The sequence below is a fragment of the Listeria sp. SHR_NRA_18 genome, from assembly GCF_003856515.1.
GTDB classification, from domain to species: Bacteria; Bacillota; Bacilli; order Lactobacillales; family Listeriaceae; genus Listeria_A; species Listeria_A newyorkensis.
The window spans coordinates 76326-91246 of the sequence record NZ_QPKR01000009.1 but is presented as its reverse complement, the minus strand read 5'-3'; the positions used below and the strand labels follow the sequence as shown (position 1 = coordinate 91246).

Here is a 14921-nt window from a genome sequence, read left to right as displayed (position 1 = left end):
GATGATGGCTTTTATGAAGCGGTTTGGGGATATTGTGTTGAGTGTTATTGGGATTGTTTTGACGGGGCCGATTATGCTTGTAACTGCGCTATGTATTAAGTTGGAGGATCGAGGGCCAGTGCTGTTTGTGCAGACGCGAACGGGGAAGGATGGCCAAGCATTTTCGATTTATAAATTTCGCTCGATGCGTGTGCGGGAGATGAGTGGTGAGCATGATTATGACTGGGAGCACGGGGTTCCGGATGGATTTGTTTTTAAAGATGTGACGGAGGAAAATCCGCATGTGACGAAAGTTGGGGCGTTTATTCGCAAGACAAGTTTGGATGAGTTGCCGCAATTTTTCAATGTGTTGTTGGGAAATATGAGTTTTATTGGGCCTAGACCGGAAATTCCGGCGATTACGTCGTGTTATTCGGAGCAGCAGCGGAAGCGTTTGGAAGTGAAGCCGGGGATTACGGGTTGGGCGCAGGTGAATGGGCGTAGTTCTGTGACGAATGGCGAGAAGATGCGCTTGGATTATCATTATGTGGAGAATTTTTCGTTGCGGATGGATTTGGTTATTTTGCTGCGGACGGTTGTGGTTGTGTTGAAGTCACGGGATGCAGTTTAGGAGATTAGCGAAAGTGGGGAAAAGCATGAGGAAAAAACGGATTTTAGTCACTGGTGGTTGTGGTTTTATTGGTTCGCGGGTCGTTCAGCGTTTACTTGCAACGCCACACGCGATTTTTGTGATCGATGATTTGAGTCGTGCGGATCGGTCGGCGATTCCTGAAGGTTTGGTCGATTTGAAGGTTTGTGATATTCGGAGTGAGGCTGCGCGGGAGTATATTAGGGAGATTGCGCCGCATTTTGTGATTCATCTGGCTGCGCAGATTGATGTGCAGGTTTCGATTGCGGAGCAGTTGCTGGATGCGGATATTAATATTATGGGGACGTTGAACGTGATGGAGGCATGTAAGCAAGTCGCAGATTTTGAACGGTTTGTATTTGCTTCTTCGGCGGCGGTTTATGGGAATAATGCGGAATTGCCATTGACGGAGGATGCTATTCCGATGCCGATTTCGCCGTATGGAATGTCGAAATGGATGGGGGAGGAGTATTTAAAACTGAACCATGAGACGGCGGATTTTCCTTATTGTGCGCTTCGGTTTGCGAATGTTTATGGGGAAAAAGGGACGGCTGCTAAGGATGTGATTTCTGAATTTTGGGATAAAGTGACGTCTGGAGAAAGTCCGGTTATTCATGGGGACGGCGAGCAAACGCGTGATTTTGTTTATGTGGAGGACATTGCGGAGGCGTTAGTTTTGGCGCTTGATGTGCAGGAAAATGGGATTTACAACATTTCTACGGATGAGCAGACGTCGATTAATGATGTTTTGCGGGTGATGAGCGAGTTGTTGCAAGTGCAGGTTGTGCCGGAAAATCGGATGGCGCGGGTTGGTGATGTGCGTGATAGTCGGCTTTCGAATCGGAAATTTTTGGAGATGACCTGTTGGCAGCCGCTACATAGGTTGGCGAAGGGTCTGGAGCGAATGCATGTGGAGAAGCAAAATCAGGAAATGGTCTTGATGAAATAGACGTGAGGGAGAGGAATATGAATATAGTTGTAATTGGAACGGGTTATGTTGGATTGGTGACTGGGACGGCGCTTGCGGAAGTGGGACATTGGGTAACGTGTGTGGATTTGGATGCGACAAAAGTGGCGCGAATGCGTGATGGGGAGTCGCCGATTTATGAGCCGGGGCTTCGGGATTTGATGCGACAGAATATTTTGAAAGGGCGATTGGCGTTTGAGACGGAGCTTTCGAATGCGATGACGGCGGATAGTGTGATTTTCATTGCGGTTGGGACACCTCCTTGTGCGGATGGTTCGGCGAATTTGGATTATATTTTGGCGGCGGCTTGTGATGTTGCGCCATTCGTGCGGGCGGAGACGGTTGTCGTGACGAAGAGCACGGTTCCAGTTGGGACGAACGATCTGATTGCGGACACGATTGCGCTTGCTTGCGGGACGCGGCCGATGATGGTTTCGAATCCGGAGTTTTTGCGGGAAGGAAGCGCGATTCATGATACGTTTTATGGGGATCGGATGGTCGTTGGGACAGCGCATGAAGAAGCCGCGAGCGTGATGCGGGACATTTTTGAGCCGTTTTCGGTGCCTATTTTTGAGACGGATATTCGGAGCGCGGAGATGATTAAATATGCAGCGAATGCTTTTTTGGCGACGAAGATTAGTTTTATTAATGAAATGGCGGATATGTGTGAATGGAAAAATGCCGATATTGAAGCGGTGAGTGCTGGAATTGGCATGGATAAACGGATTGGGAGTCAGTTTTTGCAGGCGGGAATTGGTTATGGTGGTTCGTGTTTTCCGAAAGATACGAGGGCGTTGCTTGCAATGGCGCGGGAAGAGGGCGCGAATTTGCCATTATTGGACGCGGTCGAAGCGGTGAATGCTGTGCGTTATGAAAAAATGGTGGAGCAGTTATTGACGATTCATGATGATTTGTGCGGGAAAAAAGTGGCTGTGCTAGGTTTGGCGTTCAAGCCGAATACGGATGATATGCGTGATGCGCCGTCGCTGAAAATTATTGCGCAATTGTTGGAGGCGGGTGCGAGCGTTGCGGCGTATGATCCGGTTGCAACGATGGAGGCGCGTGGTTTATTGCCGAGTTCGGTTGCCTTGCATGATGAGATTGATGCGGCTTTATTTGATGCAGAGGCGGCGATTATTGTGACGGAATGGCAGGAAGTGAAACAGCTAGATTTGACCGTTTTAAAAGCGGTGATGCGTGTGCCGGTTGTTATTGATGGACGAAACTGTATGGACCAAAAACGGATGAGGGAAGCGGGCATTATTTATCGTTCGATTGGACGGAATCATCATGTTAGAATGCCGGTTTTGAGGTGATTATCGTGCTTATTATCAGTTGTATCATGCTACTTATCGCTGGAATCGCTTGGTATTATTTTTTTTATAAAGCAAGAGGGATTGTTCGGATTCAGCGGTTGCTTGAGGTGAAAGAAACGTATGCGGCGCAGATTCAAGGAAAGAAACGCTTCATTGTAGGCGGGAGCGATGTGCTTTACAGTTTTGATACCGCGTTTTTGAATGCGCAGGGAAACTTGCCACACGTGAATTTTGGCTTGAATGTTGGTTTGGGGATGCAATTTATTTTGGATACAGCGATGAAAAATGCTAAATCAGGGGATGAAATCGTGCTTTGTTTCGCTTATTCGCTTTATCACCGGCCAAATCATGATATTTTCGCGTATGAGTATTATCGGATGTATCGCCGCCATCAGTTGAAGCGCTTTTCACGAAAGGAGCAACTTTACTATTTACTTGCCAATTTGAAACTAAATGTGAAATTTGTTGAGAAAAAATTCGAAATTAGCGAATGCGGCTCCTATCAGAATATCGCGTTTTCAGATTTAGAACCGAGTAAGAATAAACCGCTGCGTTTTCCAGATTATTTTGAGGAGACGGAGGCCATGCGGGCGTTGGATTGTTTTGTTAAACGGGCTAAAAAACGCAATATAGAGGTGAAAATAACGTATCCGAGTACGCTGGAATTTGACGTCTATGCCCAATCGAATTATATTGCGGATTTAAAAGCGTATTTGGAAGCTCGCTACACGGTCATTGGCTCGCCGAATGATTATTTTGTGCCGCTTTCAGAGATCTCGAATTCGGTCTATCACGTCAACCAAACAGGGCAGAAGCGGCGAACGGAACAATTTTTTCAAGAAGGGATGTTCAGATGAAGCAGAAGATTACGATGTTACTTTTTAATAATTTCACGAATGATGCGCGGGTTTATAAAGAGGGGAAATCACTGGCAGATGCGGGTTATCTAGTTGATTTGATATGTGTGCAGGAGATCGGAAAAGCGGCACTACCGCGCGCGGAAGTGGTACAACCGGGATTTCAGGTGACACGAGTGAGCGGCAAGAGCGGACTGATTGGGATTTCGTGTATTCTTGCGGGATTACTCCTTTTAAGCATGACGATAGGTTCGCTGATTGCAACGATTCTAAGCGCATGTCTCCTCGCCATCTGGCTGATTCCAAAAGTGCGAAGGCTAGCGAATATGGCGTTACTCATCGCTGAAATGACACGCGTGGCTCGCGGCAGAAAAACTGATTTCTATCACGCGCACGATTTGAATACATTGCCACAAGCACAGATTGCTGCAAAATGGCGAATCAAAAAAAAGCCACTTATCTACGACTCCCACGAAGTTCAAACGAGTCGCGAAGGCTACCACGGCGCGATTCATGGCTGGATTGAGAGATTTTACATCAAGACGATCGATTTTATGATTGTCGAAAATGATACCCGAGCGGAATACAATGAAAAAATATACGGTTTTCTGCCGAGCGTTGTGCATAACTATCCAGAACTTGATGCAACACCAAGGAAAGTCACCTCGCTGCATCAAAAATTAAACCTACCAAAAAACGAACTAATTCTACTCTATCAGGGCGTCATGAATCCAGGGCGCGGTCTAGAAAAACTCGTAATGGCAGCACCACTTTTCAAGAAAGGAACGCTCGTTTTTATCGGGGATGGCCGTCAAAAAGCAGAACTGGAAACAATGGTGGTGAAGCAAGGTTTGACCGATAAAGTGAAGTTCGTCAACAAAGTCCCACTTGCGGACCTAAAAAGCTATACCGAACAAGCTTATCTCGGTTTTCAAGTATTGAACAACACATGCTTCAACCACTATTCCGCGTCATCCAACAAACTATTCGAATACATTGCCGCAAGCGTGCCAGTCATTGCCTGCGATTTTCCTGAAATCAAAAAAGTGGTGCAGGGCGATCAAGTTGGCCTATGCGTCGATTCCCACGATCCGGCGTCGATTGCAAAAGGTGTCAACGCTATCATCGCCAACCCATTGCACTACGCCGAACTCAAAGCAAACATAACCACAATCAAAGAAAAATACATCTGGGAGAACGAACAGCATCGTTTACTCAACTACTACGCAAAATTAGGAGGAATCCCCCATCAAAAACGACAAAATCAGCATTATTATGCCAACGTATAATAGCGCTAACACAGTTGAGAAATCCATTCAAAGCGTTCTTGGGCAGTCATATCAAGATTTCGAACTGCTTATCATCGATGACTGCTCGAGTGATGCGACGTGCAGCATTATCGAGCAAATGACAGACCAGCGAATTCAACTTATTCAACTACCCAAAAATAGCGGATCAGCCATTGCACGAAATACAGGCATCCAAGCCGCAACTGGCAGATACATTGCCTTTCTCGATAGCGACGACAGCTGGCACCCTGAAAAACTAGCACGCCAGCACACATTTATGGCGGCAAACAACATCGGATTCAGCTTCACTGCTTACTACCGCAACGAAACAAGCGGAAAACAACGACTTGTTCCAGCACCAGCCGAAATGACGTATAAAAAACTACTCCGAAACACGATTATCGGTTGCTTGACCGTCATGATTGACTGCACTATTGTTGGGACTTTTTCGATGCCAAATATCCGCACGAGGCAAGATACAGCAACCTGGCTAGCTATTTTAAAAACGGGAATTCACGCGTATGGACTCAATGAAGGACTTGCCTATTACGAAGTCCAAGCGAATACCCTATCCGCGAACAAAACCAAAATGCTTGGGCAAACGTGGAAAATGTACCGCGAACAAGAAAAACTGACCTATATCCAAACAGTATATAATTTCACAGGTTATGTTTACCAGGCAATCAAAAAACGTATCAGCTAGGAAGGTGAAATACATGATAAAAAAACTATTTGCCAAACTCTATTTTCAGCTTATTGGACGAACAGCGACACAATCCAATGGTGTAAAACTGCACTATCTACTTCAAAAAGATAGCACGAGTCGCGACCTCTTCGTTATTTTCAGCGCTTTCCCTAGAGCAGGAATGTCCTCGACTTACAATTACGTCAACACATTAAAGGAAGTCTCAGGCAACAAACTGTTCATTCTAGATAACTTTGGACACCAAAAACGTGGCGTATACTACCTTTGCGAGCAGGGAAATTTTCAGATTCGAGATGCAGTCGAGGAGCTCATCACAACGACAGCCCAGAAAATGAAAGCAACACAAACAACATACATCGGCTCAAGTAAAGGCGGTTACGCAGCACTTTATTTCGGTTTTCGGATGAGAGCTACAAACATCATTTCCGGCGCACCGCAATATTTTCTCTCAACCTACCTCCAGTCGGAGCCAGAACGCATGCCAACACTTAAAGCAATGCTCGGTGAATTTACGGAAACGAAGCTACATCAATTGGATACAATGCTAAAAGAAACCATCACGATAACGAATGCACCGAACGTTTACCTGCATTATTCCAATCAAGAACACACTTATAAAAGTCATATCGAGCCACTTCTGGTACAGCTAACCATGGAAAAAGTCAAAACAGAACAAGACATCAAAAAGTACACCTCACATGCCGACGTACGAGGTCATTTTCCGCCTTACCTATTGCAAACAATTGCAAAAATAAGAGGTGAAGCATCATGAATCGTCAAGAAGAACTAATGATTTTTTTAAATCGAGAATTTTTATCCCGGCAAGAAGCCATCGAACACCTAGGCGTCTCAAAACAATGCTTTCACTCCTTGGTAACCCGTGGCAAAATCACAAAAATAAAAAAAGGCTCCGCCGTCCTGTTTTACCGATACGAAATCGAAAATAGAAAACAGGACGCAGGCGAGCTACGAAAAAAATATCGACCATTTCAATAAACAGAGAAAGTCGGTTATATCAATGGCCGGCTTTTTTCAAATGTTCCGTAGAAGGATAGGTTTATTGCATAATGAAAATTTTAGACACAATTTCGACACATTTTCACTCGTTTAATACCAATCGTTTAGGATCGCAAATAACAAATTTAAGAATATAACGCACATAATCCTGAAAATCATTTGCAAAATAGTGTTTTTTCGCTCTTTCCTGTTAAAAAATTATGCATTATGCTAAATAATGTAGTTCAGACGAAAGGGAGGTTTCCTATGGATTTTCTCTTACTAGAGCTATCCAATATTACAACAAGTTAACAACCAGAAGCAAAACAAGCAATTAATCAACGCTATTTGGATGGAGAATAATTTTATTTTCCACAATATTTTTTTAATCTACTCATTATGAATATGTGGCACTTGGGCATGCAGAATTAGTGGTTTATGGAACAAAAAGGGTGTTACAAAAACTTTCGCAACATCCATTTTTTCTGGATTTCTAAAAAGGAAAAGTAATTTTGGTTGATAAATCAGATAATTTAGATTAAAAAAACGAACATTAAGCGGAAAGTATTATGTACATATAAAACAAGACGAGAAAAACAAATATAGCCACCAAAATAAAAAAGCCCTATTATACTGTTTACCGCTCTGAAATAAGCACAGGATAATAGAGCCACTTTTCAACCTAGTAACCACAAGAATCATGCAAAAAATCAATATCCAGAATAACAATCTTGCCTTCCTTGCTATACGTAATCACATTTTCTTTTTGCAATTCCGACATCACGTAAGACACGCGCGTCCGACTCACATTCGCCACATTTGCTAATATTTCATGAGTAATATATTTAGGAATACTATACGTGTTGTCCCATGGATTAATACCACGAAAACTATGAATGATAGACAGAATATAATAAATTTTTTCTTTCAAATTTAGTCCTAACATTCTAGCCGCACTATCTTTCCAAAATAATTCACGTTGAATATTTCTAAGGAAAAGCTCGTTCTTAAGATCATCAGGATAAGCCTCCAAAGCCGACAAAGGAATCTTCAAACCGCGAATATTGCCAAGTGTTGTATATTCAAAATAATCATCAAAATAAAAAATATTGGGAAGTAAGCCGATAAAGGAATTGCGCGTATAGAAATTATCATACAGCATCTTGCCTAGCGGAGAAATATGATATTTAAGGACAACACCTTCATAAACCAGAAAGGCATACTTCTCTAAATCAACCTGAAATAAACCAGGCCCCTCAAAGAAAAACTCCTGCGTACCTGCATGATTAGCCGCATACTCTGAAAACTTAGAATTAACACCAAACAGTTCTTTGTGAAACTGTATAAAGTTCATGACCATGACCTCCTCGCAAATTTCAGCATGTGAATCTTTCATAGTTATTATACAACAAAGAGACACCAAACTGTTAAAAATAGCCTCCTTTTACATATCATTGCGCACATCCGTATAGGCTATATTATCTAATCTTGAATAAATAAGTGCTGTTCTCTTTTGATGATACGTTTCTCATGTTTCAAGTCTATCAAGGCTTTTTTTATTGTAGCAGGCGTGGCTTGGCAACATTTCGATAATAGCAAACTATTGACGCGCTTTGGCACCATATAGCCATCTGGATGCTTTTTTGAGAAACGCTTCATCACATCTAAGACACGCTCGCGAATATTCTTCGTCAACATATAGGAAAACTGGAAAAACTCCTCTTGTTGACGCTTATTATATTCAATCAAAAAATCCGGAAAAAACGGCTCCTTAGAAAGCGTATCTAAAACAGCGCGCGCATCAAAAATGGCCACCTCGACGTCACCGATTGCTAAGTATTCGTATTGACTTTGCTGAAAAACATTATGGAATAGAACATCATCTTTCGACCAAATCGCGTTCACACTGATTTTACAAATGTCCGCATTATTGACTTGCTGTAATAAAACGCCTTGTGTGATATGAATAATCTTCTCCGCATTTTCTATGTTTAAGGATTGATAACTCTTTAATGTTTGAATTTGACATATATCAGGATGCCACGTATCAAGTTCTGTCATCTCAAGCAATGATACTAATAAGTTAGGTTTTTTTATTAATAAATCGTGCACATGTAAAAAATCCATTCTTCCTACCCACTCCATTCCCATTCGGATTTACTGCTAGTTTACAGTAACACATATAAATAGAGGAGATTGTAACATATGTTGCCCGCGATTTAATGTAAAAAAATTTCTACGTAAGCTGATCATTTTACCCAAGAATGAAAACTATTATATAGAAGAAAAAGAACTATTACGCGTCGAAAAGCCTTGGTAACACGTGTAAGTGAGGCGATTTTTTTGTCACCGTCCGTTCATTCATCCGTTTTATGAGTTCTGTAACCTTTGTTACAAAACACCAGTAGGAATCGTGTTATTCTCTTCAAGGGAGGAAAACAGCAATATACCTACACGTATGTAACGATATGCTAGCCAATGCGAAAATACCCTAATTTAACTTTGTCGCTTCATCATGCCTAACCATTTTTCCAAAAGGGACACTTCACGTAAAGCAAAATCAAAATAGCAGGTATGAAACGAAAAAAAAGCATCGAGTAACATATGTTACATCACAAAATTAGGTTTATATATATACTAGTAATTGAGACAGGCAGTCAGGCATTACCAAATTCGAAATATCAGGAGGAAATGAATGAAGAAAAATTTTAAAAAGATTATCACAATCATGCTTTTGAGTGTATTAATTATTAATCAATTATCGATGCAGTTAATGGCATCGGCGGCAGGTGGATATAATTGGGGAAACCAATTCATTACAAGTGTGGTATTTACAGATGGCAGTGGTAATCCTATTCAGTCTATTCCAACAAATAAAAGTTTCAAAGTTAAATACGAGTTTGCGATTCCAAATGATAAAGATGTTGATGAAGGCGATAAAATGGAGGTTACGCTTCCTAAAGAGCTACAAACAGCACAAAATAATCAACTAGAGTTTAAGGATGGTAATGGAGAACTAGTAGCGATTGGTCAAGCGACAAGTCCAGGCGGGCAACAATATGTTGTTACCTTTACAGACTATCCTGAAAGGAAATCAAACGTTAAAGGATATTTTGAGTTTTTCGTTAACTTCACATCAGATGTTAAGCCAGGTGAAGAAATTGAAATTGAATTTGATATTGATGGAGAAACTGTGAAAGTACCAATCACGCCAGGAGAGCCAGGTGGTGGTGGATCAGATCCAGACCAACCATTCTATGGAGATCGTTACTATAAGAATGGAAGGGTTAATGCAACAGGAGATATGATAAGATGGGAAATCCTTATTCTACCACCATTATTACCTAATCCTGCATTTCCAGTTTTGTATGAGTCCATGAGCAATGTGAGAATCTACGATGAAATAGGTCCAGGTCAAGAATTTGCTGGATTCACGGAAGCGGACAAGGTAAATGTGATACAAAGTTATAATAGAGGGAATACAATCGGAATAGGATATGGAAATTTTTGGCTATTAGGTTTAGAGAACTATAACGCGGAGCAAAGAACATTCGAGGTTAATGTAGGTGACATTAATGATGGAATGGGAAGAAAGATTTACTATAATACCCGAATTACAGATCCTGATCAAATAGAGTTTACCAATAAAGCCAAAATCGTATCAACAGAGAGAACAGAAGATAGCGAGTCTACTGTTAGGATAGAAGGCGGGTCAGGTGGAGCTGAAGGTGACAATGCTGGTTTTACAGTTAAAAAACAAGATGAATCTGGAAATCCTTTACAAGGCGCTAAATTTGACTTATATCGAATTTCAAACGGATCGAAAACGACAATCAAAGAGGGTCTTATATCAGATTCCAATGGTATAGTTAGCCATGATGAAACGTTAAAATTTGGTACGTATGAGTTAGAAGAAAAGGAAGCGCCGGCGGGTTACAAGCTACTAGAAGAGCCATATAAATTTGAACTTACTAATAAAGGTATCTTAGATTTAGAGATTCCAATTATTAATGAACGTGAAGAAATACCAGTTGGATCTGTAAAATTAGTAAAGTATGATGAGGCAAATGAGAGCCAAGGTTTAGCAGGAGCAAAGTTTGATCTATACAAAGGTACACCAGCAGCTGGGAATACGCCAATCAGTTCGCATACTACACCCACTAATGGCATTGTGCAAGTAGATAATTTAGAGTTTGGAGATTACTATTTTATAGAGACAGAAGCACCGGCAGGTTATGAGTTAGATGCAACACCAAGAACATTCACTATTGGGGAAGGGCAAGTAACGGTACCATTTGAGTTAAAAGTTGCTAACAAAGCAATCGAAGCCCCAGCAGGATCAGTAGAATTAATCAAGTATGATGAAGCAGATGAGAGTAAAGGATTAGCAGGGGCAGAGTTTGACTTATTCCGCGGAACACCAGGTTCAGGAACACTAGTAAGCAGTCATGTAACACCAGCATCAGGAGCTTTCCAAGTGAACAACTTAGAATTTGGAAACTACTATTTTGTAGAAACAAAAGCACCAGCAGGATACGAGCTAGACGCGACACCAAGAACATTCACAATTGGAGAAGGTCAAGTAACGGTACCATTTGAATTGCAAGTTTCCAATAAAGCAATCGAAGCACCGGTAGGATCGGTAGAACTTATTAAATATGATGAAGCAGAAGAGAGCAAAGTTCTAGCAGGAGCAGAGTTTGATTTATTCCAAGGAACACCAGGTTCAGGGACGCTAGTAAGTAGCCACGTAACACCAGCATCTGGAAAATTCCAAGTGAACAATTTAGAATTTGGCAACTATTATTTTGTGGAAACAAAAGCACCAACAGGATATGAGCTAGACGCGACACCAAGAACATTCACTATTGGAGAAGGCCAAGTAACAGTACCATTTGAGTTGAAAGTTTCCAACACAGCAACTGTTGAACCACTTGGTAGCGTAGAATTTACAAAAGTAGATGCAGATACGCAAAACCCATTAGCAGGAGCAGAATTCACATTATACGAAGGTGCATCAAGTGCACCAGGTAATCAAGTAGGTGTTTATACAAGTACGGCGACAACTGGTAAAGTAACAGTGAACGATTTACCATATGGCAACTATCACTTTGTAGAGACAAAAGCTCCGAATGGTGGTTATATCCTAGACGGTAAGCCGATTAATTTTGAAATTGTAAGTGATTCGACGGTTCTAGAATTAGGCAATATCACCAATAAGCGTGATTATAAGCCGCAAATCGAAACACTTGCTTTTGAAACAGGAACGAACAACAAGGAATTATACCCAGGTATGGCGACACTTATCAGCGACCGTGTGAAATATGAGCAATTAACACCAGGCAAAAACTATCGTTTAGATGCAAAATTAATGACTAAAGATGGTAAAACAGTATTGACGCAAGGTTCGAAAACATTCACAGCGACAACGGAGAATGGGGAAGAAGTTGTGGCATTAGACGGATTTGACGCACGTGCTTTGAAAGGGCAACAAGTGGTTGTATTTGAGCGTCTGATTGATACAGCAACGAATGAAGTAGTGGCAACACATGAAGACTTGAATGATGCGGATCAAACAGTATCTTTCTTTGCACCAAGTTTACAAACATTTGCATTTGAAACGAGCACAGGGTTACAACATGATATTCACCCGCACCAAAACGTAGCGCTTAGCGACCGCGTAGTATATACCAACTTAAATCCGGGCGAGCGTTACACATTAGAAGCAACATTGGTAGACAAATTAACTGGAAACATCGTTCTAACGCAAGGTTCACACGAATTTATTCCGACAACAGCATCTGGAGAAGTCACAGTACCACTCAACAATTTAGACGCGACAGATTTAAAAGGTAACTCGTATGTTGTCTTTGAAGTGTTGAAAGATGAGTCTGGACAAGTGATGGCAACACACACGGATAAAGATAGCATGACACAAACCGTATCATTTATTGAGCCAAGCATCGGAACGGTTGCACGTGATAAAGAAACAGGCGAAAGCAATGTACACGCAGGACCGATTACGATTGTCGATGAAGTACAATATCAAAACCTAGACACGACGCAAACGTATGATATCGAAGGCATTTTGATGGACAAAGCAACGAATCAACCATTATTAGTAAACGGTCAAACAATTACGGCAACAAAATCGTTTAACCCAGCGAATACAAACGGCAGCGAAGAAATAGAATTCACTTTAGACGCATCGCAACTAAAAGGTAAAGACATCGTTGTTTTTGAAACATTGAAGTTAAATGGCGCAGTAGTAGCCGTTCACCAAGATATCAATGATGCGAAACAAACGATTAAAGTCGTAGATCCAGCGATTGGAACAACATTACGTGACGAAGAAACAGCAACACAAACACCGAGTCCAGAAGAAGACGTAACATTAGTAGACGTTGTGAAATATGAGAACTTAATTCCAGGCCGTGAGTATACGGTAAAAGGAATTTTGATGGACAAAGCAACAGAAGCACCACTCGTGATTGATGGCGAGCAAGTAGAAGCAGAAACCACTTTCACACCGGAAACAGCGAATGGTGAAGTAGAAGTAACGTTCACATTTAACGCCAAAGGTTTAGCAGGACAAGACATCGTAGCTTTCGAAACAATGTACCAAAATGGGCGCGAAGTAGCGGCACACACGGATATCAATGATGCGAACCAAACAGTTACATTCAAAACACCAGAAATCGGGACAACAGCAACAGATCAAAACGGTGAAAAAGAACTGAATGCAGACAGCGAAGTAACAATCATCGACGTAGTAGAATACAAAGATTTAATCGCAGGTAAAGAATACACACTACAAGGAATTTTAATGGACAAAGCAACAAACGCGCCAGTTCTTGTAAACGGTGAAGAAGTACGCGGTGAAACAACATTCACACCAGAAGATACAGATGGTTTTGTAGAAGTAGCGTTCACTTTTGATGCAAGTGACTTATACGGTAAGGATATCGTCGTATTCGAGAAATTGATGCGTAATGGCAAAGAAGTAGTTACCCATGAAGACATCAATGATAAAGGACAAACAGTAACAATCAAAACACCAGAAATCGGTACAACATTACGTGACGTAGAGACAGGCACACAAAGCCCGAGCCCAGAAGAAGAAATCAGTCTAGTCGATACAGTTCGTTATGAAAATCTTACGCCAGGTCGTGAGTACACGGTGAAAGGAATTTTGATGGACAAATCTACAGAAGCACCATTATTAGTTGACGGTGAGCAAGTAGAAGCCGAAACAACTTTCACACCAGAAACACCAAATGGCGAAGTAGAAGTAACATTCACATTCAATGCCAAAGCTCTAGCAGGGCAAGAAGTGGTAGCGTTTGAGCGTCTGTATACCGACAACAAAGAAGTAGCGGTGCATACAGACATCAATGATGCAGACCAAACCGTGACATTCACGAAACCAGACCTAAAAACAATCGCAACAGATCAAAATGGTGACAAAGAAATCCTACCAGAAGAAAAAGTAAGCATTATTGACAAGGTATACTATGAAGATTTAATCGTTGGAAAAGAGTATACTGTAACAGGAAAACTAATGGACAAAGCAACAGGAAAGCCAGTCGTATCAAACGGTAAAGAAGTGTTAGGCGAAACAACATTCACACCAGAAGAACCAAATGGTGTTGTAGAAGTAGCATTTGACTTAGACGCACGTGAATTAGGTGGACGTGAAGTAGTTGTCTTCGAGAAATTATTCCGCAATGGTAAAGAAGTTGTGGTACACGAAGACATTAACGACTTAGACCAAACGGTTCGCTTTATCAAACAGCCAGACCCAGAAAATCCAGGTCAACCGGAAAAACCAGGAAAGCCTGAAAATCCAGGCCAACCAGAAAACCCGCAAAAACCTGAAAATCCTTCTAAACCAGATAATGGTACTAGCAAACTAGAGAAGACGGATAAGGCTGGTAAAGATGGCGAACGCACAAGCCTAATGAGTAAACTACCAAAAACAGGAGACAATTTCTCATTGTTAACTCTCTTGTTCGGAAGCTTGCTTGTAGCAATTGGAGCTATCGTTTTCCTTAACAAAAGGAAACAAAATCGTTAAAAGATAAGGCATAAAAGAATAGTATCGTAGCAGCCGTTTGAAAACCGAGATTGGGTTTTCAAACGGCTTTTTTGTGTCTCAAGGA

The 14921-nt window shown here is 41.5% G+C and carries 11 protein-coding genes; 9 read left to right on the top strand and 2 right to left on the bottom strand.

The annotated features are described in order from the left end of the window. Position 1 precedes the first annotated feature (1 nt). From DUK53_RS13360 to DUK53_RS13325, 8 genes are read left to right on the top strand one after another with little or no spacing between them, the layout of a single operon-like run. Positions 2 to 610 carry a sugar transferase gene (locus tag DUK53_RS13360; RefSeq protein ID WP_036133678.1) on the top strand — a complete coding sequence of 203 codons (609 nt, stop codon included), beginning with the start codon at positions 2 to 4 and terminating at the stop codon, positions 608 to 610. 25 nt (positions 611 to 635) lie between these two features. Next, entirely contained in the window at positions 636 to 1577 is a 942-nt protein-coding gene (locus tag DUK53_RS13355) for an NAD-dependent epimerase/dehydratase family protein (protein WP_036094967.1), read from the top strand. 17 nt (positions 1578 to 1594) lie between these two features. Next, positions 1595 to 2911, top strand: a complete 1317-nt coding sequence (locus DUK53_RS13350; RefSeq protein WP_036133681.1) for a UDP-glucose dehydrogenase family protein — start codon at positions 1595 to 1597, stop codon at positions 2909 to 2911. Positions 2912 to 2916: 5 nt separating this feature from the next. Continuing rightward, complete coding sequence (locus DUK53_RS13345) at positions 2917 to 3768, top strand: hypothetical protein (protein WP_052165093.1); 852 nt, start codon at positions 2917 to 2919, stop codon at positions 3766 to 3768. Continuing rightward, positions 3765 to 5057, top strand: coding sequence for a glycosyltransferase (locus DUK53_RS13340; RefSeq protein WP_081964487.1), 1293 nt, complete (start codon positions 3765 to 3767; stop codon positions 5055 to 5057). The genes DUK53_RS13345 and DUK53_RS13340 overlap by 4 nt, the downstream gene beginning before the upstream one ends. Next, positions 5044 to 5760 (top strand): glycosyltransferase family 2 protein, encoded by a 717-nt coding sequence (locus tag DUK53_RS13335; protein WP_036094855.1) that lies wholly within the window; start codon positions 5044 to 5046, stop codon positions 5758 to 5760. Before DUK53_RS13340 ends, DUK53_RS13335 begins: the two co-directional genes overlap by 14 nt. A gap of 13 nt (positions 5761 to 5773) precedes the next feature. Further along, positions 5774 to 6535: a YqiA/YcfP family alpha/beta fold hydrolase gene (locus DUK53_RS13330; protein ID WP_052165094.1), complete on the top strand. Its 762-nt coding sequence runs from the start codon at positions 5774 to 5776 to the stop codon at positions 6533 to 6535. After that, the gene (locus tag DUK53_RS13325) at positions 6532 to 6759 is read left to right on the top strand and encodes a helix-turn-helix transcriptional regulator (protein ID WP_036094857.1); all 228 of its coding nucleotides are present in this window, start codon (positions 6532 to 6534) and stop codon (positions 6757 to 6759) included. Before DUK53_RS13330 ends, DUK53_RS13325 begins: the two co-directional genes overlap by 4 nt. 682 nt (positions 6760 to 7441) lie before the next feature. Here the strand turns inward: DUK53_RS13325 and DUK53_RS13320 are convergent. Both DUK53_RS13320 and DUK53_RS13315 read right to left on the bottom strand, forming a co-directional pair. Next, positions 7442 to 8113: a Crp/Fnr family transcriptional regulator gene (locus DUK53_RS13320; protein ID WP_036094859.1), complete on the bottom strand. Its 672-nt coding sequence runs from the start codon at positions 8111 to 8113 to the stop codon at positions 7442 to 7444. A gap of 128 nt (positions 8114 to 8241) precedes the next feature. Next, on the bottom strand, positions 8242 to 8886 hold the full coding sequence (locus tag DUK53_RS13315) for a hypothetical protein (protein WP_036094861.1): 645 nt from the start codon (positions 8884 to 8886) through the stop codon (positions 8242 to 8244). 568 nt (positions 8887 to 9454) lie between these two features. On the opposite strand from DUK53_RS13315, the gene DUK53_RS13310 reads away from it, so the two are divergent. Continuing rightward, a complete protein-coding gene (locus DUK53_RS13310; RefSeq protein WP_052165095.1) occupies positions 9455 to 14836 on the top strand; it encodes a VaFE repeat-containing surface-anchored protein in 5382 nt (1793 codons plus the stop codon). The last annotated feature ends 85 nt before the right edge of the window (positions 14837 to 14921 follow it).